General features: G+C 50.7%; 19 protein-coding genes. 17 read left to right on the top strand and 2 right to left on the bottom strand.

The window, feature by feature from the left end:
- Positions 1–187 precede the first annotated feature (187 nt).
- From GRF59_RS19860 to GRF59_RS19825, 8 genes are all read left to right on the top strand, one after another.
- Positions 188–1,510 carry a sugar ABC transporter substrate-binding protein gene (locus tag GRF59_RS19860; protein ID WP_160499454.1) on the top strand — a complete coding sequence of 441 codons (1,323 nt, stop codon included), beginning with the start codon at positions 188–190 and terminating at the stop codon, positions 1,508–1,510.
- 101 nt (positions 1,511–1,611) lie between these two features.
- Positions 1,612–2,913, top strand: coding sequence for a carbohydrate ABC transporter permease (locus GRF59_RS19855; protein WP_160499453.1), 1,302 nt, complete (start codon positions 1,612–1,614; stop codon positions 2,911–2,913).
- On the top strand, positions 2,910–3,755 hold the full coding sequence (locus tag GRF59_RS19850) for a sugar ABC transporter permease (protein WP_160499452.1): 846 nt from the start codon (positions 2,910–2,912) through the stop codon (positions 3,753–3,755). Before GRF59_RS19855 ends, GRF59_RS19850 begins: the two co-directional genes overlap by 4 nt.
- 252 nt (positions 3,756–4,007) lie before the next feature.
- Entirely contained in the window at positions 4,008–4,736 is a 729-nt protein-coding gene (locus GRF59_RS19845; protein ID WP_160499451.1) for a response regulator transcription factor, read from the top strand.
- A gap of 22 nt (positions 4,737–4,758) precedes the next feature.
- Entirely contained in the window at positions 4,759–5,865 is a 1,107-nt protein-coding gene (locus GRF59_RS19840; RefSeq protein ID WP_160499450.1) for a sensor histidine kinase, read from the top strand.
- Positions 5,866–6,013: 148 nt separating this feature from the next.
- A complete protein-coding gene (locus GRF59_RS19835; protein ID WP_237391955.1) occupies positions 6,014–6,949 on the top strand; it encodes an ABC transporter ATP-binding protein in 936 nt (311 codons plus the stop codon).
- A gap of 28 nt (positions 6,950–6,977) precedes the next feature.
- On the top strand, positions 6,978–8,102 hold the full coding sequence (locus tag GRF59_RS19830) for an ABC transporter permease (RefSeq protein ID WP_160499448.1): 1,125 nt from the start codon (positions 6,978–6,980) through the stop codon (positions 8,100–8,102).
- A 1-nt stretch (position 8,103) separates the two neighbouring features.
- On the top strand, positions 8,104–9,255 hold the full coding sequence (locus GRF59_RS19825) for an ABC transporter permease (protein WP_160499447.1): 1,152 nt from the start codon (positions 8,104–8,106) through the stop codon (positions 9,253–9,255).
- 99 nt (positions 9,256–9,354) lie between these two features.
- Here the strand turns inward: GRF59_RS19825 and GRF59_RS19820 are convergent, their stop codons facing one another.
- Positions 9,355–11,097, bottom strand: a complete 1,743-nt coding sequence (locus tag GRF59_RS19820; protein WP_160499446.1) for an alpha-glycosidase — start codon at positions 11,095–11,097, stop codon at positions 9,355–9,357.
- A 283-nt stretch (positions 11,098–11,380) separates the two neighbouring features.
- Here GRF59_RS19820 and GRF59_RS19815 point away from each other — a divergent pair, with 283 nt between their 5' ends.
- From GRF59_RS19815 to GRF59_RS19795, 5 genes are all read left to right on the top strand, one after another.
- Positions 11,381–12,055, top strand: a complete 675-nt coding sequence (locus GRF59_RS19815; RefSeq protein WP_160499445.1) for a winged helix-turn-helix domain-containing protein — start codon at positions 11,381–11,383, stop codon at positions 12,053–12,055.
- Positions 12,052–13,503 (top strand): sensor histidine kinase, encoded by a 1,452-nt coding sequence (locus tag GRF59_RS19810; protein WP_160499444.1) that lies wholly within the window; start codon positions 12,052–12,054, stop codon positions 13,501–13,503. The genes GRF59_RS19815 and GRF59_RS19810 overlap by 4 nt, the downstream gene beginning before the upstream one ends.
- Before the next feature lie 94 nt (positions 13,504–13,597).
- On the top strand, positions 13,598–14,512 hold the full coding sequence (locus GRF59_RS19805; protein ID WP_160499443.1) for an ATP-binding cassette domain-containing protein: 915 nt from the start codon (positions 13,598–13,600) through the stop codon (positions 14,510–14,512).
- Entirely contained in the window at positions 14,512–15,228 is a 717-nt protein-coding gene (locus GRF59_RS19800; RefSeq protein WP_160499732.1) for an ABC transporter permease, read from the top strand. Before GRF59_RS19805 ends, GRF59_RS19800 begins: the two co-directional genes overlap by 1 nt.
- Entirely contained in the window at positions 15,229–15,972 is a 744-nt protein-coding gene (locus tag GRF59_RS19795; RefSeq protein ID WP_160499442.1) for an ABC transporter permease, read from the top strand. It begins immediately after the preceding gene.
- A gap of 108 nt (positions 15,973–16,080) precedes the next feature.
- Here GRF59_RS19795 and GRF59_RS19790 read toward each other — a convergent pair whose 3' ends face one another.
- On the bottom strand, positions 16,081–17,091 hold the full coding sequence (locus tag GRF59_RS19790; RefSeq protein ID WP_160499441.1) for a LacI family DNA-binding transcriptional regulator: 1,011 nt from the start codon (positions 17,089–17,091) through the stop codon (positions 16,081–16,083).
- 351 nt (positions 17,092–17,442) lie between these two features.
- Between GRF59_RS19790 and GRF59_RS19785 the strand changes: the two genes are divergently transcribed.
- From GRF59_RS19785 to GRF59_RS19770, 4 genes are all read left to right on the top strand, one after another.
- A complete protein-coding gene (locus tag GRF59_RS19785) occupies positions 17,443–18,357 on the top strand; it encodes an ABC transporter permease (RefSeq protein ID WP_160499440.1) in 915 nt (304 codons plus the stop codon).
- A 36-nt stretch (positions 18,358–18,393) separates the two neighbouring features.
- The gene (locus GRF59_RS19780; protein ID WP_160499439.1) at positions 18,394–19,275 is read left to right on the top strand and encodes a carbohydrate ABC transporter permease; all 882 of its coding nucleotides are present in this window, start codon (positions 18,394–18,396) and stop codon (positions 19,273–19,275) included.
- A 68-nt stretch (positions 19,276–19,343) separates the two neighbouring features.
- Positions 19,344–20,927: an extracellular solute-binding protein gene (locus GRF59_RS19775; protein ID WP_160499438.1), complete on the top strand. Its 1,584-nt coding sequence runs from the start codon at positions 19,344–19,346 to the stop codon at positions 20,925–20,927.
- A 145-nt stretch (positions 20,928–21,072) separates the two neighbouring features.
- Positions 21,073–22,419, top strand: coding sequence for a glycoside hydrolase family 30 protein (locus tag GRF59_RS19770; protein ID WP_160499437.1), 1,347 nt, complete (start codon positions 21,073–21,075; stop codon positions 22,417–22,419).
- The last annotated feature ends 59 nt before the right edge of the window (positions 22,420–22,478 follow it).

The raw sequence follows: 22,478 nt of genomic DNA, 5'->3' as shown, positions 1-22,478 counted from the left end.
GTGCAAACGTTTTTACAAAGTATTACGTGTTGTGTATGATTAACGCATGATTAAAGCGCTTACTTGACATATATTTCATGATATATGATCCAAATACATACGAAATGGGTCGGTCATTCTTTTTGTGAAATCGTTTGCGCTAGATCAGGAACGAACAAGTTTATATCTGGGAGAGGGGTATTTCGAAATGAAAATGAAACAGGTTATGGCACTGGCTGCGACGCTGACCATGGCATTCTCCATTACGGCATGCGGCAGCTCAAGCAAAAATGCTGAGGAGCCTACATCAAGCAACACCAATACGGAGACTACTGCTCCAGCTGCGGATAACAAAGATCAAACTACATCTACGGATGAACTGAAGCCCGAAGATGGTGCTAGTTTGGTTGTCTGGGAAAGTAAAGAAGAGAGAGCTTTCACGGATGAAATTGCTAAGCAATTCACTGAGAAATATAATGTGCCGGTTAAAGTTGAAGAAGTTGCAGCCCCTGATCAGGTTACGAAATTGACTCAAGACGGCCCTTCAGGTCTGGCAGCAGACGTTGTGATGTTCCCGCATGACAACTTGGGTAAAGCGGTTGAAGCAGGTCTGCTTCTTCCCAACGATGTATTCGGGGAAGAAACGAAGAAAAATAATACGGAGGCTTCCGTACAAGGCGTAACGATTGACGGTACGCTCTACGGCTATCCAAGAGCAGCTGAAACCTATGCGTTATTCTATAATAAATCACTCGTTCCTGATGCGCCAAAAACATTTGATGAAGTGTATGATATCAGCAAAAAGCTGGTCGATAAATCCAAGAAGAAGTACGGCATCATGTGGGAAGTCGGCAACATGTACTTTAACTATCCGTTCGTCGCTACGGGAGGCGGCTACATCTTCGGCGATAACGGCACGAACAAAGACGACATCGGTGTCAACAACGAAGGAGCTCTTACCGGCTTCAAAACGTACGTGAAACTGAAAGACGTTCTGCCTGTAAAGAGCGGCGACATTAATCCGGACATCAAACGCGGCCTGTTCACGACAGGTGACGTAGCTATGGATATCACGGGTCCTTGGGAGCTGGCGAATTACAAAACCGCCCTTGGCGATAAGCTCGGTCTGGCTCCAATTCCATCCATGGACGGCAAACCGGCGATTTCCTTCTCCGGCATCAAGGCTTTCTATGTCAATTCCTTTACGAAATATCCGGATGCTGCCCAGTTGTACGCCAACTTCGCATCCAGCAAAGACGCGCAGCTTCTTCTGAACACGAAAGTCGGTTCGATTCCTACGAATCTGGAAGCTCTGCAAACCGATCAAATCAAGAACGATCCATACCTCTCTGCTTTTGCGGAGCAAACCAAGAACTCCCAGCCAATGCCTACGATTCCTCAGATCGGCAATATGTGGGATCCGATGGGCGCAGCTCTTGCCGAAATCTGGGATAACAACAAAGATCCGAAAGCCACGCTAGACAATGCAGCCAAGCAAATACAGGACCTCAACAACGGCGCTGGCAAATAAAGAGCCGCATGAACGGCTGATGGTCTAAGAAAAACCCTAGGGATGTGCCCGCTCGCATACTGCGGCGGGCCATTTGCACCGGGGAGAGGAGACAGACGGCTATGGACAGACTCCGCAATCGCGCTACCGCGCTATCGGTTTTGAGCATGGGTCTAGGGCAGATGTATAACCGACAGTTCGTCAAAGGCTTGCTGATGCTGCTGGCATGGGCAGCCGGTTTGTATTACCTGATTAACAATCTCGGAACGGCTCTGTGGGGGATCAGCACTCTTGGCGAGGTAACCCGTCATCGCGTCAATGGAAAATTCGTCGATGGAGACCATTCCATTTTTATTTTGGTTCAAAGCTTGATCACGCTGATGTTTTTCTTGATCTTCGCGTACTTCTATGTGATGAACATTAGGGATGCACGCCGGATCGCGGCTGGAAGAGAAGAGGGCACCGAGCCCAACAATTTCGAACAAACCGTGCGTTATATTCTGGATTACAAATTTGCGCAGACCTTTTTGATCATTCCGGGCATCGGTATTTTGTTTTTTACGATTATGCCGATCATTTTTATGGTCATGATTGCATTCACCAACTACGCCTCCCCGAACCATATTCCGCCAGCGAAACTGGTGAACTGGGTCGGCTTTCAAACCTTCAGGGATTTGCTCCTGCTCAAAACGTGGAGCCATACCCTCTTTGGCGTATTAACCTGGACAATTATCTGGGCGATCCTGTCTACAGTAACCACCTATTTCGGAGGCCTTCTTGTGGCGCTGCTGATCAATCAGCAGGGAATCAAGTTTAAGGGACTGTGGCGGACCATCCTGATTCTACCTTATGCCATTCCGCAGCTGGTATCGCTGCTTGTCATGAGAAATATGTTTAACGGCGAGTTCGGGCCGATCAACCAATACTTGCAGTATTTCGGGCTTGGCGGCCTGCCGTGGCTGACAGATCCATTCTGGGCCAAGGCCACGGTTATTCTCGTGAATATGTGGGTTGGTATCCCGGTATCCATGATTTTGATCATGGGCGTACTGACCACCATACCCCGTGATATGTACGAAGCTGCCGAAGTGGATGGGGCAAGCGGTTTTCAAAAGTTCCGTATCGTTACGCTGCCGATGATTCTATTCACGACGGCGCCGACATTGATTATGCAGTTTGCCGGCAATATCAACAACTTTAACGCGATCTATCTTCTTACAAGCGGCAACCCGGTCAAGGGGGATTATCAATACGCGGGAGCGACGGATTTGCTCGTCACCTGGCTCTACAAGCTCACGCTGAATCAAAATAAGTACAATATGGCGGCTGCGGTCGGCATTATCATTTTCGTCATTATTGCGTCATTCTCCATTTACAATTATCGCCGTACCAAGTCGTTTAAAGAGGAGGATATGATCCAATGAACAGCCTGAAGACGAAAAGAAGGATTCGCTTGTCGCTGAGTTATGTCCTGATCATCCTCTTGTGTGTCTGTGCGGTTTATCCTGCGCTGTGGATTCTGATGGGCTCCTTCCGTCCAGGGAAATCGCTGTACAGCAAGACGCTGCTGCCGGAGCATTTTACACTGGAGCATTACCGTGAGCTGTTTAACAGCAAAAGCATCCTGTTCGGACAGTGGTATCTCAATACGCTGAAGATTGCTACCTTTTCCATGATTATCGGCGTGCTGCTGATTCTTCTGACGAGTTATGCGCTATCGCGCTTCAGATTCAAGGGCAGAAAGAACGCAATGTCCATCCTGCTTATTCTGGGCATGTTCCCGGGCTTCATGAGCATGATCGCGATTTACTTGCTGCTCAAGGAAATGCATCTCATGGATACGCATTTGGCCCTGATCATCGTGTATGCGGCGGGTGCGCCCCTGACGGGTACATTCATCGCGAAGGGATTCCTGGATACGATCCCAAGGTCGCTGGATGAGGCGGCCAAAATCGATGGGGCAAGCAACTGGACCATCTTTACGCGGATTATCCTGCCGCTGTCGCGTCCTCTGATCACGTATGTTGCTCTGACGCAGTTTGTGGGCCCATGGGTCGATTATATTTTTGCGCGACTGGTACTGCGGACCAAGGAAAACTGGACGCTGGCCGTCGGTCTCTACGATATGGTCAGCACCAACCAGAACAGCAACTTTCCGGCCTTTGCGGCAGGTTCCATTCTGATTGCCGTTCCAATTACCATTCTGTTCATGTTCCTGCAGCGATTGCTTGTGGACGGACTGACATCGGGTGCCAGCAAAGGTTAAACCGCATAGATGACAACAAGGTACGGCTGTCGCATTTTCAATGCACGCTGTATCTTTTTTTGTCTGAAATCAGAAACGGGGGCCCCACTTAGCCGAGCTGGAGGATATCTCCCGGCTGAATATACCAGGGAAAAGAGCAGATCATGAAGGGATGCTGCTGCTCTTTTTTAGTGGAACGATAAGATGACAGGAAATTATTCTTCCAATAAAATACAACATTCGGGTACAATAGGGACCACAAGGGGGCGTATGATGAAGATTCGTGTGCTGATAGCCGATGACAATTCATTCATCCGGGAAGGGATGAAGATTATTTTAAATACATTCGGGGAATTTGACGTGCTTGCTACCGTTGGTGACGGCCAAGAGGCTGTGGACTATTGCCTAACGCATGAGGTGGATGTAGCCCTGCTTGATGTGCGGATGCCGAATATGAACGGCGTGGAGGCTACGAGGCTGATTAGCGGGCAAACGGCAACCAAGCCGCTCATTCTAACGACCTTTGATGATGATGAATATATTTTGGACGCGATCCGGTTCGGAGCGAAGGGGTACCTGCTTAAGAACAATGACCCGGAACGCATCCGCGATGCGATTAAGAGCGTACATAACGGACACAGCGTCCTGCAGGATATTGTGCTGGATAAGCTGAAGTCGCAAATGGTTGGCGGCCAGCAGCTTAACGCAGATTCGAAGCCTTCCATCCCGTCTGCAGCGAGCAAACAAGAAGCTTCCACGGTCACTTCCGAACAGGGAGGCGTATCCGAGGGCGCGAGTCCTTTCGACCGCACCCAATTTACGGAACGGGAGCTGGGTGTCATGGCGTTGATCGCGCAGGGGCTGTCCAACAAGGAGATATCCAAGGAATTGTTTATTTCCGAAGGAACCACTGCCAACTACATCACGTCCATTTTGAATAAAACGGCGCTTTCGCACCGGACGCAGATCGCGATCTATTATCTGACGGGCAAAACCCGCTAGAATGGGAGGGACGTGACTGCTCATGGAATTGTGGACTGTCGGCAATAAGACGATCCTGCTTCTTTTCGTCGTGATTGCTTCATATTTTACGGCGGTCACGGCTGACCCGTGGCTGGTCCTCTTTTTTCTGATGTATCTGGCGCTGAATCTGGTTCTGCATATTGTCACGAAAAACACCGCCAAAAAGGCCATCATCCTGGCGATTATCCTTTACCTGATCGGATGCGCGATTTATCATCCCTACTTCACGCTGCTGCTGCCGTCTAGCTGTTATGAACTGGCTTCATTTTATACCCGCAAGAAAGGTCTTCTGCTGGCTATCGTGCTGCTTCCTGTGCTGTTTCTCCGCGACACCATGATGATTTTGTATGTCTTTATTGCAGTGCTGAGTTTTTTTAACTATGTGATGATCCGACATTACATGGGCAGGGTGAACAAACAAGAAGACGAGATCGAGCAGATGCGCAAGGACATGCAGAAGCTGGCCAAAAGTTTGAATGATAACCAGGATTTTGCCAGGGCATCCGCCTATATGGTCAAGCTGGAGGAGAGGAACCGCCTCACCCAGGAAATCCATGATGGTATCGGACATGCCATGACCGGCGCCTTGATTCAGATGGAGGCAGCCAAGCGTTTGCTGAACAGCGATCCCCCGACCGCGGAGACGCTGCTGCAAAATGCCATCGGTATATCGAAGGAAGCCATCGAGGAAATCCGGATTACGCTCAAAAGCAATAAGCCTCCGGTGGAACAACTGGGGCTCAGCCGGCTTAAAACGGCCGTAGAAGCATTTGGAGGCAAAACCGGCCTGATGACTTCGGTCGTCCATGAAGGAAACATGGAGATTATCACTCCGCTTCAATGGAAAATCATTTATGAAAATGTCACCGAAGCACTGACCAATAGCGCCAAATATTCCGGTGCATCGACCGTTCACGTGGAGCTTAGGGTCTTGAACAGACTGATTAAGGTGGTCGTATCCGATAACGGAAAAGGCTCCATGAAGATCGTCAAGGGACTGGGCCTGATCGGGATGGAGGAGCGGACCGCGGCCGTGAACGGCACCGTCATTGCAGATGGAACCAACGGTTTCAGCGTCACGACTCTGATTCCGTATGGGAATGAATGAGATTTCTCATCTGCCCAAAGCATTCATGCTCTCAACAATATATGAAATTTCTCATGTACAAAGGATGAACTTATGCACTGTCATAAGGGCATCCTTTTTTCTTACAATAAGATCATCAAAGAGAACAGTGAAACGGAGTGAATGAATGATGAACGTATTGGATATCCGCGGTCTTACGAAAAAATTTGATGATTTTGTTGCTGTTGATAATATATCGCTAACGATTCGGGAGGGTGAGATCTTCGGCTTTCTCGGAGCTAACGGTGCCGGTAAAAGTACGACGATCAACATGGTCTCATCGCTGCTGCGCCCAACCAGCGGTGAAATCCGGATTCTGGATAAGGACATTATGAAGCAGAGTCGTTTTGCCAAACTCAACTTGGGCATCGTTCCGCAGGATCTGGCCATCTACGAGGATATGACCGCATATGAGAATGTAAGTTTTTTTGCGGGACTCTATGGACTGCGGGGTTCCCAGTTGAAGGAACGGACCCTTGAGGCGCTTGAATTTGTCGGGCTCAGTGACAAGGCGAAAAGCTTTCCGAAAAATTTCTCGGGCGGCATGAAACGCCGTCTCAACATCGCTTGTGCCATAGCGCATAAGCCCAAGCTGATCATTATGGATGAGCCGACGGTCGGGATTGATCCCCAGTCGCGGAACTATATTCTGACCTCGGTGCGCAAGCTGAATGAATCCGGCTGCACGATCATTTACACGAGCCATTATATGGAGGAAGTCGAGGAAATCTGCTCGCGCATCGCGATTGTGGATCATGGCAAAATCATCGCCGAGGGAACGAAAGAGCAGTTGAAATCAACGATCACCGATGTGAAAAATATCCGGATTGAATTGAAGTCCGCGATAGGTGCTGAAGGGGAGAAGCTGAAATCGATTCCGGGCGTTCGTACCGTTCATCAGGAGGAGAATATCATTCATGTTCACAGTGATGCGGCGGTCGATAATCTGAACCGGATTTTGAAGCAGCTGATGGAAGACGATAAGGAGATCCGGTCGGTCGAAGAGCAGGAGCCCAATCTCGAAACGGTATTCCTGACGCTAACCGGACGTAATTTACGGGATTAAATATCACGCGGAAAAGGAGGTTAACACGGTGAATATTTTATCGATTGCACTTAAAGAGATTAAGCAGGATTTCCGCGATCGGCGCACGCTGCTGTTCTTGCTGGTATTTCCGATTGTACTTATGCTGATCCTCGGTCTGGCTTTGACGAATGCGTTCAGCTCCGATGTCAGTATCGGAGATCTGAAGGTCGTGGTTAAAGACGCTACCGGCGGCGGTGAATTATCTCAAGCTTTTACAACCTTCACGAAGGAAGTGGGCAAGACGGGAGTAGTCTTTGAATCGCTTCAACCTGGAGAAAATGGACGGGAAGAAGTAGAAAATAACCGGTATACGGACTATGTCGAGCTGACCAACCAGGGAATCTCTGTATACGGCAGCAGCCGCGACCCGATCGGAAGCAATATCGTACAGGGCATGCTGGCCTCCTTCACGGATAAATATAACGCGGCGGCGGCGGTGGCCCGGATCGAACCGGCCAAGACGGAAATGGTATTCGCGGGCGGTAAGCAAGATTATATTAAGGAACTGTCTGTAGATCCGGACCGGACGCCGGGCTCCATCGATTATTATGCGCTTGCCATGACCGTAATGGTCGCGATGTGGGCGGCCATGCCGGCAGGCGGGCTGATTCAAAGAGAGATTGGACGTGGGACGGCTGTGAGGCTCGTCACGGCTCCTGTCCGCAAGAGCGAGATTTTCATCGGTAAAATTTTAGGCGGCATCGTGACGAATCTATTATGCGTTATCGTGATTATTTTGTTCAGTAAATATGTGTTTAAGGCGTATTGGGGAAGCCACATGGGAATCGTCCTCGTTGTTCTGGTGTCGGAAGTCGTCATGGCGATGAGCTTGGGACTTGCCGGAGGTTATTTGCTGAAAGGAGCAGCATCCCGTGGCATCATTAGCCTGGTCGTACAGTTGATGTCTTTTTTCGGGGGAGCGTACTTCCCAATCGGCAATGATTCCGGCGGGGGGTTTATGGGTTTCCTTGTTAACCTGTCACCGATCAGATGGGCGAACCGTGGTTTAACGCAAGTCATATACGGGAATGACGTGTCGGCAGCGTGGCCGGTCGTTGGCATAAATATCGGCTTCGCCGCATTGTTCCTGGGAGCTTCAATGATCATGATGAGACGCAGGGAGGGACTGTAACATGTGGAGAGATATATGGTTTCTGGTTACCCGAACGCTGAAGAAGACGTTCTGCAAACGCAGCACGCTGATTCTATATTTCGGTCTGCCGATTGTCGGTATCCTGGCTTCCGTTCTTCTCTATGGTTCGCAGGGAACGACAGAGCTTCGGGTCGGCATCGTTAACGAGGACGCAGGCCAGCAAATCGCGGCCGATACCATCGGTTTCGTGCAGAGTCTGGATCATGTGAAAATGGTAAACGTAACGCTAAGCGACCTTAAGGATCAGCTTGCTGCCAGCAAGCTGGACAGCGGCCTGATCATTCATTCCGGCTACTCGGAGAGTGTGCTCAGCGGCAGTCCGGGCCACATTGCCATTGAATCGGTGAAGGGTGCGCAGGTCACTGCTTATATGAAATCGATGCTGTACGGATATATCGATAATGTATCGGCAATGGGCAAGATCGCCGGAGGCGATTCGGCAAAGTTCCAAGCGCTGTATGATCAGTACCGCTCAGCCGACTTAAAACTGACATCCGAGTCGGTAAACGATACGGCTACCACCAAGGATATGTCATACCAATCGATCGGCTTTCTGTTGCTGTTCATGATGACCTCCGCTGTAGGGCTATCGGAGCTTATTCTGAAAAACCGGGAGAACCGCACTTATTTCCGGGTACTGTCTTCTCCGATTAATGCGAGGACATATGTTACTGCGAATATTATCATGAACTTGATTGTCATGGTGGCCCAAATCGTAGTCGCACTATTCTTCATGCGGGTCGTGTTCAATCTGGATCCGGGCATTCCAATGGGAGAGATGCTGATACTCCTGGCGCTCTTTGCTCTAGTATCGGTCAGCATATCATTGGTCATTGTGGCATTCTCCAAAAGCTCAGGGATGGCTGGAGCGCTCCAAAATTTAATCGTTACACCGACCTGCCTACTCTCCGGATGTTTCTTTCCGATCAGCATTATGCCTGCGGTGCTCCGCCGGATTGCGGACTTTTTGCCGCAGAGCTGGGTGCTGCAGTCCATCGAGAAACTCCAGTCAGGAGAAAGCTTGGGTAGCATATGGTTTAATCTGTCGATTTTGTTTGCCTTCGCGGTTGTCTTCTTTTTGATCGCGACCTATAAGTTCGGACGGAATAACGACACGAGGAATTTCGTGTAAATCTTATTATTCGAATACAGGAAGAGGCTGCCTCAAGTATGAATACTTGCGGGCAGCCTCTTTTTTTGTGAGTTATAGGATCGGCAATGCTATGACACTCTAAACGACTCTTAGCATCACGCAGCCGTAAGCTGGCAATTTGATATTTAATGCTCCAAGACGGGCAGATATCGCTTCGCCGCTGCGGATATCCTCCCAGCTGTCTTCCTCCACCGCGACTTCGATATTCTGTGGTTTCGCGGCGTTGTTCATGAATACCACGATTTTATCTTTTGCGTCCTCCCGCGTATAAACGAGGTTCGCGCTGCCTTCCTCTGCTGACAAGAAGGTCAGATTGCCGGTGCGCAGGGCACTGTATTTCAGACGCAGACGAATCAATTCCTGGTAGAAGGAGAACAGCTCCTGATCTTGTTTCGCTTCGTCCCACTCCATACATTTGCGGCAGTCCGGATCATGACCGCCTGTCATCCCGATTTCGTCTCCGTAGTAGATGCATGGGGCACCCGTGTAGGTGAACTGGAACTGGGCGGCGAGCTTCATTTTATCCTTGTTACCGTCGCATTTGGTCAGAAGTCTGGCCGTATCATGGCTATCGAGCAGGTTAAAGGCGACTTCATTCGCCTGACGCGGATATCGGGAAAACTGCTTGCCGATCGCATTGGCAAAGTTTCTTGCATCACCGATGCCATCCACGAAAAAGTCCAGCACCGCATTGGTGAACGGATAATTCATTACCGCATCAAACTGGTCGCCCATCAGCCAAGGGGAGGACTCATGCCAAATTTCGCCGAGAATGTAGGCATCCGGTTTGAGTTTTTTCACCACGCGGCGGAATTCGCGCCAGAATTCGTGATCGACCTCATTGGCGACGTCCAGGCGCCAGCCATCGATATCCGCTTCCTCGATCCAATAGGCCGCTGCCTTCAGCAGATATTCCTTCACTTCCGCATTGTCCGTGTTCAGTTTCGGCATTAGCGGTTCAAAGGCAAAAGTGTCGTAGGTGGGGATGCCGTCTTGAACCGCAATCGGAAATTCGCGTATGTAGAACCAGTCCTTGTATCGGGAATTTTCCCCGTTCTTTTGCAGATCTACAAACGGTGCAAACGTTCTGCCCGAATGATTGAAGACGGCGTCCAGCAGGACGCGGATCCCGCGTTCGTGACAGATTCCCACCAGTTTTTTCAGCGTTTCAATATTCCCGAATTGCGGATCGATCTGCATGTAATCTTCGGTATCATATTTATGATTGGTCGTGGCCGTGAAGAGCGGAGTGAAATAAATAGCGTTGACTCCAAGCTTCGACAGATGATCCACATGATCAATCACCCCCTGCAGGTCGCCTCCGAAGAAGTTGTCACGCTCCGGAGTGCCGCCCCAAGGCAGCGCGCCTGTGGGATCAATGGACGGATCGCCATTAGCGAAACGTTCAGGGAAGATCTGATAGAACACGGCATCCTTTACCCATTCCGGGGTCTTGAACACATCAGCCGGATTAATGAACGGATACTCGAACAGACGGTCCGGATTTTCAGGAGGCTGCTTCAAGAAGTCATACTCCGTCATCCAATACTTTTCGGGTCCGTTCTCCAGCAGAAATCCATACTTGAGCCGTCGGTATTCCGGAACAATCTCGCATTCCCAGTAATCAAACAGCTCGTCGGCAGCCAGCTTATGCATAGGCACATAGGACATGGACTGATCCCAGATATATTTGTCACCCGCCATGGCGGATACAGCGGTTACATCATCCCGTTTCGTACGGATTCTAAGATGGATGGTGTGGCCGTCATAAGCATAACACCAGTTCAGTTTGGGGCGGTGATACACGGCTTCTAGCAGCATTTGTTTTCCTCCTCATATATAGATGATTTCTGGGATGCAAAAAAGGTACAACCTGGGGACTCTGTTGGAGTCTTCGAGGTTGTACCTTGATTTTAAGGTAGCATAGCCTTTAAATTGGTAGTGTCGGCATGCACCGCTGCGCGGGGCTGCTTAACAGATAAAATATATCATGATTAGGGTTGTCGCACAACCCGAAAAATGGCAAGACTGTATCATTATTGATACCTTCGCAAGCTGTCGGATCTAAGTCTAGACATGGCTTGGCTGGAAAGGACGGGAGACCGTGGGAATTCATTTGTTATATATCGAAGATGATGCCGAAATTGGCAATTGGGTCCATGAAGATTTGATTGGACGGGGATACGAGGTGACTTGGCTGCAAAGCGGTGAGCATGCTTTGGAAAAAGCGGCTGGCAGCCGCCTGGTCATACTGGATGTGATGCTGCCTGGACTCGATGGTTTTACGGTAGGGCAGCGTATTAAGAAAGCATATCCGGATTTGCCGATTCTCATGCTGTCCGCCAGAACCTCTATCGATGACAAGCTTGAGGGTCTGCAATTCGCGGATGATTATTTGACGAAGCCGTTCCATCCGGATGAGCTTGCCGCCCGGATTGAGGTGCTATTGCGTCGTTCGGGCTCTTTTTCTTCCGAACCGCTGGTATTGAAGCATCTGCTCGTCTATGAACGGGAGAACCGGATTGTAAACAAGGAAACGGACGAGGAAATTCTGCTCACAGGCAAGCAGTTTCAAATTTTTACGTATTTGGTCCGACATCTGGGTCAGATTTTGACCAAAGAACAGATCTATGAAGGTGTATGGGGTGATCCATATCTGGATGGGGACAAAACGCTGATGGTTCATATCCGGTATCTGAGAGAGAAGCTGGAGCGGGATCCGGCAAGTCCGGAGATTATTGAGACCATCCGCGGTGTCGGCTACCGGGTGAAGGCATGAGGGAAGGGAAGCGGCCCAAATCCCGTTTTCGCGGCACGCTGCTCTCCAGATATTTGCTGATTATCGTGGTTGCGCTGCTGTTCATTCCGGTCGTGTTCCCGGTCTCGCTTATCGGCTATCAGCTGGTCCAGGGCGTAGTGCTCGGCAATCTCGTTCCAAAACCGGAGGAGCGAAATGATCCATACAGGACAAACAACCTCGAATCGATGTGGCATAGGGAAGCCCAAAAGCTGAAGGGGAAAACACCGGATCAGATTGATGCAAAAATGAACGAACTTCACGCGGCCTATCCGAAAGTCGACATGTTCTGGGTCGATGCGAAGTCGCGGGTGAGGCAGCCCGGGACGAGCAGGCTCGACCTTCCTCCAACCTGGGAAGCCGCGGATGCCGTCGCCTACTTGAAACGATACAAGGAAAACACGTCGCAACAGTTTTCCGTCATCGCGTTTATCGGCGACGATAAAAAGCTGAGCCAGGGCTTCATGGTCATGCAGGTGGCAAGATCGGAGCTGAACACAGGCGGCTATGAAATGTCCGCACAGACCTCGATGATTTTCTTCGGCATTATTATGCTCATGTTTCTGCTGTTCATCGCGGTGTCCTGGATGTTCTTCGTGAATATGCGCAGACGGCTGCTTCGCCTCCAATCCGCCATGACGGTGCAGCATGACAGCGGACTGCCGGAGCCGATCATCATTAAAAAGGCCGATGAAATCGGTCAGCTGGAGTATGCCTTCAACGGCATGGTCTACCAACTGGGCAGCAGCCTGAAGCGTGAACGCGAAGAGGAGGAGCTGCGCAAGCGGCTCATCGCCAATCTGTCGCATGATTTAAGAACACCGCTGACGGTGGTCCGCAGTCACGTGTTTTCGCTGCAAAAGGAACAGTTATCGGATAAAGGCAGGGAATTGCTGAAGTTAACGGAAACGAAGCTTGGCGATTTATCCGGCCTGATCGATAATCTGTTATCCTACAATCTGCTGACAAGCGGCAAATATACGCTGCATCCCGAATCAACGGATGTTCTCCGGATTGTTCGGGAAAGCGCGGCAGCTTGGTATCCGCTCTGGGAAAAGGAAGGTTTCGAGGCGGATATCGAATTGCCGGAGAATCCGCTATTCTGGACGCTGGATGCGCAGTGGTTCCGCAGGATCCTGGATAATCTGTTTCAAAACGTGGTCAGACATGCGCACAGTGGACGTTACATTGGCATTCATGCGGAGAGAGATGCGGCAGGCAAGTATGCTATTGTGATCTCGGATAAAGGGAAGGGCATGCAATCCGCCTCCGGTGATAAAGGAGCGGGAATCGGCCTTGCCATTGTCGGTTTTCTGACAAGAGAAATGGGACTTGCCATGGATATCAGCAGTACCGGCGGAGGTACTAGCGTTCTCATCTATCCCGCCTCCGGAAGTGAGCCCGGATTGAAGCTGAAAGAGAGAGTTTAACAGTAGGGCAGCCCCAAGTTTAAACGAAATTTAAACTTGGGGCTGCCTGTCTTTTAACCTTGGGGAGCTAAGATTGTTTCCGAGGTGATGAGTTGTGAATGAACTCGTAATTCAGACGAGAGATTTAAATAAGAAATACGCCGGCCGTTATGCCGTGCGCCATTTGAACCTGGAGATTGCCAGAGGGGAAATTTACGGATTTCTTGGCCCTAACGGCGCAGGTAAAACAACGACAATTCGAATGCTCCTCGGCCTGATCCGTCCAACGATGGGATCGATCCACATCTTCGGTAAGGATTTGAAGAAGGAGAAGATGAATATTCTGCGCAAAATCGGTTCGCTGGTCGAGTACCCATCTAATTACGGGCATTTGACGGCGATTCAGAATCTGGAGGCAGTTCGCCGGATTCTGGATGTACCCAAATCGCGTATTGATGAAGTGCTGGATATTGTCTCCCTGACCAAGGAAGCGAAGCGTCCGGTGAAGGGCTATTCGCTGGGCATGAAGCAGCGTTTGGGCATCGCTACCGCTCTTCTGGGCCATCCGGAGCTGCTGATTCTGGATGAACCGACGAATGGACTTGATCCGGAAGGGATTCACGAGATCCGCGAGCTGATCCGCAGCATGCCGAAGCAGCATGGCATCACTGTGCTTGTCTCAAGTCATCTCCTTTCCGAGGTGGAGCAGATGGCGGGAACCGTCGGCATTATCCGTGAAGGTGAGATGGTTTTTCAGGATACGATCAGCAACCTGCAGCAGCAGGCATCCAGCGGATTCCACCTTGTTGTCTCCGAGCCGCAGGAAGCGCTGCAGCTCGTGCGTGGACAAGGTTATGCCGGGCAGCTCGAGAATGGCGGCCTGAAGCTGGATCAGCTCAGCGATCCCGAGGTGGCCTTGCTCGTGAAACGTCTGGTGGATAACAACCACGCGATTTACCGGGTGGAAGAAAAACGCCGGACATTGGAGGATATCTTCATGCAGGTGATCGAGCAGGGGGGATTCCAGTGATGGTCCTTAGAGCGCTGTCGGCAGATCTGCTCAAGTTGCGCAGGAGAGGCGTGTGGTTTCTGGTCCTTCTGGGCTCGCTCGGACTGGTCGCGCTGCAGGCGTTGAATTTCGGCCTCCGTTACGACTATCTTGTAAGACACTTGTATAAGGAGGATGCGTGGGGAGGTCTAATTGGTGAAATTGTCGACTTTGTCCCCATCGCCCTGGTTCTCGGAGTAACGCTCATCGCTTCCCAGATTGCGAACGTGGAGCATCTGAACAATTCCTGGAAGCAGCTGCTGGCGCTGCCCATATCCAGAGCTGCAGTCTTTACTTCGAAATATTTGGTAGGCGTCATTGCGTTGACCGTAGCGTGCGTGCTGCTGTTTGCCGGTACGATCGGACTCGGGCTGGCTTTTGGTTTTGGCGCAGAGCATATTCCGTACCTGAAGATTCTGAAGCTGGCGTTCTTCCCGTTTCTGGGAGCTCTGCCGATGCTTGCGCTGCAGCTGTATCTGTCGTTAACCTTCAAGAATCAGGCCTTGCCGATTATGATCGGTATCACGGCTGCCATTGCGACGATTTTCGCCGGGAACTATCCGGACTTCCTGCCGCTGGCGTGGCCGTTTCTCGCTTACTATGCCAAGCCTGCTGTGCCCGTGGCGTCCGGAATTGTCCTGTTCATCATCATATATCTGCTGGGGACGGGCCATTTTGCCAGAAAGGATGTGGACTAAATGGGAGGCTACTTCAACATATTATCTTCAGAACGGCTCAAAATGTCGCGTTCCTATATCGTTCTTCTCGTGCTGGTGAGCCCGCTGATCGCGATATTGACCGGGCTGCTCTTCGATCTCGACAAGTCAACCACGCCTTGGATCTCGCTGCTGATGGTGATGAGCATGGTGCATGCCTTGCTGTTCATGCCGATCATGTCGGGGATCTTTGCTGCCTTTATTTGCCGTTACGAGCATAGTGGAGGAGGGTGGAAGCAGCTGCTGGTTCTGCCGGTCACGCGTACAGGAGTCTATTTTGCCAAGTATACAGTCGTGATTGCTATGCTAGCGATCACCCAGCTGTTGTTGGCGGGATCCGTATTTTTGGTGGGATTCATCAAGGGGATTCATGCTCCGGTGGAATGGGATATCATGCTGCGGAGTCTTCTGGGAGGCTGGATTGCCTGTCTGCCGCTGGCGGCATTGCAGCTGGCTGTATCCATGATGTGGAGCAGCTTCGCCGCGCCGCTTGCGCTGAATGTGACGTTTACGATTCCGAATATTCTGGTGGCGAACTCGGGCACGTACGGTCCCTTTTACCCGTGGGCTCAACCGCTCCTGGCTACTATTCCGGGGAGTCAGATGGATGGTGGAGGCTTCGGCGCGCTGAACCTTCCGTTTGAAAGCCTGATGATTACCGTGCTGGGCAGCTTCGTCGTCTTCTTTATCTTTGGGTGGGTCTATTTCAAAATGAAAGAAGTATAGGAATTGCGTAGAATTTTCAGAAAAGTGGTTTGAATTCCCAACATGACGGGTAAACCATGGCAAGGGCGTCTTCGGGACCGAGGGCGCTCTTTTCATGGTTGCAGGTTTTCATTTCATATTAAAATTGGACGACTCCCGGATAAGCAGCTCGGAGTCCACGACAAATACCCGCTTATCCTCAAACTGATTCTCATTCATCTGATCGATAAACCTTTCCACAATAATGGCACCCATCGTATATTTTGGCTGATTCACTGTGCTTAAGGAGGGGGTGACATACTTGCTAATCCGGTTGTTGTCGACACCGACGACAGCGAGCTGGCTTGGAATGGAGATGCCCCGTTCAGCGCACGCCTGGTATACGCCAAGCGCCATCTCATCATTGGCGGCAAAGACGGCCGTGAAATGGAGGTTCTTGGCAAAGAGCCGTTTCATCGCTTCATATCCGCCGGTCTCATTGAAGTCGCCATTCTCCACGAGTTCCGGATGGAAGGGGATCTGGTTGTCCTTGAGTGCTTTCAAATATCCCTCAAGCCGTTCGTAGCTGTCGACAGCCTCCGGATAGCCGTTCAGGAACACGATATCCCTGTGCCCGCATGACAGCAAATGTTCCATAACCTGGCGGGAGAATTTAACGTTATCCGTGTAAACGCAAGGGATTCGCGGATGTTCAATATTGCGTCCGATCACGGCAATATAGTAGCCCTTGTCCGCCATTTCGCAAATCTCCTCATCCGAGAGCTGCGGAGCAATCATGATCACGCCGTCCATGGTACGATCCATCAGCATGGTAAGGTATTCGCGTTCCTTCTCAGACTGATTCTCGGCATCGCAGATGAACACCCTGTACTTTTGGGCGTAAGCCATATTTTCAATACCTTTGATGATCTCGGTGAAGTAGGCGTTATTGATATCCTGGGCGATGACGCCGATGTTCATGGTCTTCTGCTGGCGTAGATTTTTGGCTGCGGCATTCGGATGATAGTTTAGCTCATCGACAGCCTTCATGACCTTATCCCTTGTTTTGGAGGTAACGCCGCTGGCCTGATTCAGCACGCGGGATACGGTAGCGGGGGAGACTCCGGCCTTGGCGGCTACGTCCACGATTTTTGCATCCATAAGATTCAACCTACTTTAATTTATTTTTTGGATTTATTAAAATCCATGTTTGACAAATGTTTCTTGCGTAATTATAATTCAAAATGAAATCGATTACAATATCTGCTAAGGGGCTAAGTTTTAACCTGCTGCAAACATTAAACCAGCCTGATCTTCCACCAAAAGACGAGGCTTTTATTTTAGATTAAAAAGAAAACGATTTCATTTTATGGGAGTTATATTGGATAATCGTTAAAAGGGGTGGTTATTTACATCATTTTTGCATTTTAATGAAATCGATTACATTTACGGATATGTCTGAATCCCATTTCTTAAATCCTGACTTTATTTTGCGAACCGAGGTGAAGCTAGATGCGGGAGTTTTTCAAAGAGCTGGTTAAAAACAGGACGTTATTCCTCATGATCCTGCCGGCGCTGGTGTTTTTCGTTGTTTTCAGCTACATACCGATGGTGGGCGTTTATTATGCGTTTACCAATTTCAGCTTTGATGGCGGCTTGTTCGGAAGCCCGTTTGTCGGTTTGCAGAACTTCAAGTTTCTGTTCGAATCGGGCGCGCTGTACAACCTCACCAAAAATACGGTGCTCTACAATCTGGCCTTTATATTCGTCGGCAACATTTTGCAGCTGGTCTGCGCGGTGTTCCTGAGCGAAATGGCCGGCAAATGGTTTAAGAAAACGACGCAGTCGATCATGTTCCTGCCTTTCTTTATTTCCTTCGTTCTGGTCGGTGCGTTCGTCTACAACCTCTTCAACTTCGATACCGGCGCGGTGAACACGCTGCTGCGTGAGATGGGGCTTCAGCCGTATGATTTCTACCTGCATGCCGCCCCCTGGAAATACATCATTGTTTTCTTCAACGTCTGGAAAGGTCTCGGTTATGGCACGGTGATTTACCTGGCAGCGATTATGGGCATCAGCGACGAATACCACGAGGCGGCGAAAATCGACGGAGCCAATATCTTCAAACGCATCCGCTACATTACGCTACCGCTGCTGAGACCGACATTCATTCTGTTGATTCTGCTCAGCCTGGGAGGCATTTTGAAGGGGCAGTTTGATCTCTTCTGGCAAATCGTCGGCAACAACGGCATGCTCTATGACGCGACGGATATCATCGATACCTATGTGTACCGCTCACTTGCCATCAATTTCGATATCGGCATGGGGACAGCGGCGGGATTGTTCCAATCCTTCTTCGGCTTCGTTCTGGTCGTGACCGTCAACTGGATCGTCCGCAAGGTGCAGAAGGATTATGCGTTATTTTAAAGCCAGGCCTAACTTTTGAATGGAGGTGCCGTATATATGCGTGCTGAGCGCTCGACCATCGTTTTCAACATGATGGGCTACATCGTCATTTCGGTCCTGACCCTGCTGTGCCTGCTGCCGTTCTGGCTGATCATTTCCGGCTCGCTCTCGGCGGAGGACGACATTATCAGGGATGGCTTCAAGCTGGTGCCGGACCATTTTTCCGTCGACGCCTATAAGGCGGTATTCAGCAATCCAATGCAGATTTTCAAAGCCTACGAGGTGACCATTGGACTGACTCTGACGGGGACGGTACTGGGATTGTTTTTCACATCGATGGCTGGCTATGTCCTGTCCCGCAAGGATTTTAAATACCGCGACAAACTTGCGTTCTTCATCTATTTCACGACCCTGTTCAGCGGTGGCCTGATTCCATGGTACATCATGATCGTCAACTATTTGAGCTGGAAAGACAGCTATTTGGCACTGTTGGTTCCGTCCTTGCTGAGCGCATGGAACATTATCTTGATGAAAAATTTCATGAAATCGATTCCAGACTCCATTGTGGAGTCAGCCAAAATCGACGGCGCAGGCGAGTTCACGATCTACTTGCGTTTGATTCTGCCTCTATCGACACCGGGGCTGGCCACGATTGGCCTGTTTCTTGGGCTGGCGTACTGGAATGACTGGTTTTCCGCCAACATTTTCATTACAACCGAGTCAAAGTATCCGCTCCAGTTCCTGCTGTATAAAATCCTGGCCAGCGCGGCGGTGCTCAAGACCAATATTGCCGGCAATCTGGGCGCAGATTTCAAGGCACCTGCCGAGACGCTCAAAATGGCTGTGGCGATCGTCGTTACCGGTCCGATTATTTTCCTCTATCCGTTTGTGCAGCGATATTTCGTTAAGGGTCTTACCATTGGCGCTGTGAAGGGCTAGGTCGTATAAAAGCCTGTCCGAACCAGATGCCATGATCCACATAAATTCAAAATCAGGGGGAGTATCTCATGAAAAAGAGGTTATTCAAGCTGCTGTCCATCTGCATGACGGTGGCCATGCTGACCGCGATGCTGTCTGCTTGCGGCGGCAGTGGAGGAAGCGCAAGCTCGGAAGAAGGCAAGGGAACGGATTCATCCTCGAAGGAAACGACCGCAACAACGGATGACGGCAAGCCAGACACATCCAAAAAGGTTGTGCTGAACTGGTACCTGCTGGGCGATGCCCATGCGGATACGCCAAAGGTCGTGGCTGAGTGGAACAAAATGCTGGAGAAGGATCTCAACACGACCGTGAAACTGAACTTCACGACATGGAACGACTGGCAGACCAAATACAACCTGCTGCTCGCATCGGGCGAGAAGGTAGATATGCTGTTTGCTTCCTCATGGGCCGACTTTTTCAAATACTCCAAGCAGGGAGCGTTCCTGGATTTGAAGGATATGCTGCCTAAGTATGCGCCGGAAACCTGGAAAGAGGTACCGGAGCAGGATTGGAAGGACGTGACGGTAGGCGGCAAAATTTTCGCCGTGCCGAGCACCTATCCCGAATATACCCCGGATGGTCTGGTGTACCGTGAGGACTGGAGAGAAGAACTGAATGTTCCTGAAATCACCGATCTCGATTCGATCGAGAAATACCTGGAAGCGGTGAAGGCCGTCAAGAAAGTAACGCCGATCAAAGGTAAGGCTTGGAACGAAGTGAACACCCTCTTCCACAGCTATTATGACTTCAAAAATATCGGCGGCGACAGCGGCGTGATCGTGGCCAAATCTTATGACACACCTCGCGATGTCGTAGCCTATCCGTTCACGACGGAGTTCGAAGAGTGGGCGAAGCGCATGAAGACATGGGCGGACAAAGGGTTCTGGACGTCCAACACGCTTTCGATCCAGCAGGAGTCGGGCGACTTTATCAAAACAGGAACCGGCGCCGTTTACTGGCGTAATGCTCCTGGCGCATCCGGCTTTATTTCGGATATCGAGAAGAACTATAAGCAAATCAAGAAAATGGGCTACTTCCCGTTCACCCGTTTCCATAATTATGCGGTGCCGAACCTCGGCATCAACAACGGCATGGCTATTCCGAAAAACTCGGAGAATCCGGAACGCTCCCTGATGGTGCTGGAGAAGCTGCGTAACGATCCGAAGTACTACAACTTGATGACGTACGGTATTGAAGGCGAAAACTACACGCTGGACGACAAGGGAGAAATTACTTCCCCACCGGCAGGCAAAGATCCGAAAAAAGGCTACAGCATCGCAAGCTGGGGCTGGAGATACGCCAAAAACGATCATCCGTCTTCGTCCCGTTGGGCAGGCGAGGATCAACTGATCGCTGAGTTTAAGGCGGAGAGCAAGCCGGAAATTTTCTCCCCGATCCTGATGGACTACCAGCCTGTTAAATCCCAACTGGCAGCTGTCAACCAGGTGTACCAACAGTTCGGCATGCCGCTGATGATGGGGCTTGTACCGGATGTGGATAAGGCGATCGAAAATTACCGCAATAAACTGAAGGCGGCCGGCGTGGATGATGTGCTGGCTTATGTGCAAAAGGAAGTTAACGCGTACGCAGATGAAAAAGGCTTGAAATAGGGACTTTGTAAAAGTCTGAATAATATCAGCGCAGGCAGCGCATCGAATTCTGACGGAAGCCGCAAAAGCGAGAAGCTCATAATGGTTTGCGAGCGATCCGCAGGATGCCGGTTAGGCGCTGCCTGATCTGTAAGGAGGAGCAGCAATGAATCAGCGCGCAGAAGTATGGCTCAGTACGATCGATCAGGAGCAGGAGCTGCATCAGCAGACGCCTGTGGCTGTGGCGAAAACAGCTTCCGTGGAACAGACGATTAAACAGGTTCAGGTCGACCCCGGCACCCGTTATCAGGAAATGGACGGCTTCGGTGCCTCCTTTACGGATGCTTCCGCCTATCTGGTGTACCGGGTGCTGGATGAACAGTCGAGGCAGGAGGTCATGCAGAAGCTGTTCGATCCGCTGGAAGGCATCGGCATCAGTTTCCTGCGCCAGCCGATGGGGGCAACCGATTATACGACGGAGATCTACAGTTACGATGATATGCCGGAAGGCGAAGAGGATTTCGAGCTGAAGCATTTCAGCATCGATCATGATCGTGACTATGTCATTCCGGCTGTGCTTGAAGCGCTGCGGATCAATCCGGGCATCAAGGTGATGGCATCCCCGTGGAGCCCGCCCGGCTGGATGAAGACATCAAACCACATGGTGACCGGCAAGCTGCGGCCGGAGTGCTACAGCACGTATGCCCAGTATTTCGTGAAATTCGTGCAGGCGTATGAGGAAGCCGGAATACCGATCTACGCAGTTTCCATTCAGAATGAGCCAGGCTATGAGCCGAAGGAATATCCGGGGATGATCCTGACGCCGCAGGAGGAAGCGCAATTTATCCGCGACCATCTCGGCCCGGCGTTTGAAGCAGCCGGGATAGCAGCGAAGATTCTCTGCTATGACCATAACTGGGACGTGCCCCAGCATCCGCTCGGAATCCTGTCCGATCCTGAAGCGGCACGCTATGTGGCGGGGGTCGCATGGCATGTATACGGCGGCGAGCATGAAGCGATGTCGCTGGTGAGGAATGTACATCAGGATAAGGGTGTCTGGTTCACAGAGGCATCCGGCGGCAGCTGGATTCCGCCGTTCCGCACGGCGTTTCTCGACCAGATGAAGCATGTGATCCGCACGACACGCAACTGGTCGAAGTCGGTCGTATGGTGGAACCTCGCGCTCGACGAGCATAACGGTCCAACCGTGCTATCGAACAGCACTTGCCGCGGCTTGGTACAGATCAACCAGGCGAGCGGTGAGGTGAAATATGAGCTGGATTACTACACGATGGGACATATCAGCAAGTTTGTCGCGCCCGGCGCATACCGGATCGAGTCGACGACCTATCGCGATGAGCTGGAAAGTACCGCTTTCCTGAACCCGGACGGTTCGACGGTTCTGATCCTCTCCAACCGGACGGAAGCCGAGCAGGTTATGGAGATCGATACAGGCGATGGTTATATCTCGTTATCGCTGCCCGATGGGGCGGCGGCTACGGTGAGATGGTAATAGAAAAAGGTTGCATAAGACACCCCGCTCATAAGAGTGGGGTGTTTTTGTGTTAGGAT

Source organism: Paenibacillus dendrobii (assembly GCF_009807035.1).
GTDB lineage: Bacteria > Bacillota > Bacilli > Paenibacillales > Paenibacillaceae > Paenibacillus_AQ > Paenibacillus_AQ dendrobii.
This window is presented reverse-complemented; position numbering and strand designations above follow the sequence as displayed.

Coding starts and splice junctions, on each gene's coding strand:
- GRF59_RS19770 (WP_160499437.1), top strand. CDS start 21,073: ATGAATCAGCGCGCAGAAGTATGGCTCAGTACGATCGATCAGGAGCAG.
- GRF59_RS19785 (WP_160499440.1), top strand. CDS start 17,443: ATGCGGGAGTTTTTCAAAGAGCTGGTTAAAAACAGGACGTTATTCCTC.
- GRF59_RS19835 (WP_237391955.1), top strand. CDS start 6,014: ATGAACGTATTGGATATCCGCGGTCTTACGAAAAAATTTGATGATTTT.
- GRF59_RS19810 (WP_160499444.1), top strand. CDS start 12,052: ATGAGGGAAGGGAAGCGGCCCAAATCCCGTTTTCGCGGCACGCTGCTC.
- GRF59_RS19790 (WP_160499441.1), bottom strand. CDS start 17,091: ATGGATGCAAAAATCGTGGACGTAGCCGCCAAGGCCGGAGTCTCCCCC.
- GRF59_RS19825 (WP_160499447.1), top strand. CDS start 8,104: ATGTGGAGAGATATATGGTTTCTGGTTACCCGAACGCTGAAGAAGACG.
- GRF59_RS19780 (WP_160499439.1), top strand. CDS start 18,394: ATGCGTGCTGAGCGCTCGACCATCGTTTTCAACATGATGGGCTACATC.
- GRF59_RS19845 (WP_160499451.1), top strand. CDS start 4,008: ATGAAGATTCGTGTGCTGATAGCCGATGACAATTCATTCATCCGGGAA.
- GRF59_RS19860 (WP_160499454.1), top strand. CDS start 188: ATGAAAATGAAACAGGTTATGGCACTGGCTGCGACGCTGACCATGGCA.
- GRF59_RS19840 (WP_160499450.1), top strand. CDS start 4,759: ATGGAATTGTGGACTGTCGGCAATAAGACGATCCTGCTTCTTTTCGTC.
- GRF59_RS19850 (WP_160499452.1), top strand. CDS start 2,910: ATGAACAGCCTGAAGACGAAAAGAAGGATTCGCTTGTCGCTGAGTTAT.
- GRF59_RS19795 (WP_160499442.1), top strand. CDS start 15,229: ATGGGAGGCTACTTCAACATATTATCTTCAGAACGGCTCAAAATGTCG.
- GRF59_RS19855 (WP_160499453.1), top strand. CDS start 1,612: ATGGACAGACTCCGCAATCGCGCTACCGCGCTATCGGTTTTGAGCATG.
- GRF59_RS19800 (WP_160499732.1), top strand. CDS start 14,512: ATGGTCCTTAGAGCGCTGTCGGCAGATCTGCTCAAGTTGCGCAGGAGA.
- GRF59_RS19820 (WP_160499446.1), bottom strand. CDS start 11,097: ATGCTGCTAGAAGCCGTGTATCACCGCCCCAAACTGAACTGGTGTTAT.
- GRF59_RS19775 (WP_160499438.1), top strand. CDS start 19,344: ATGAAAAAGAGGTTATTCAAGCTGCTGTCCATCTGCATGACGGTGGCC.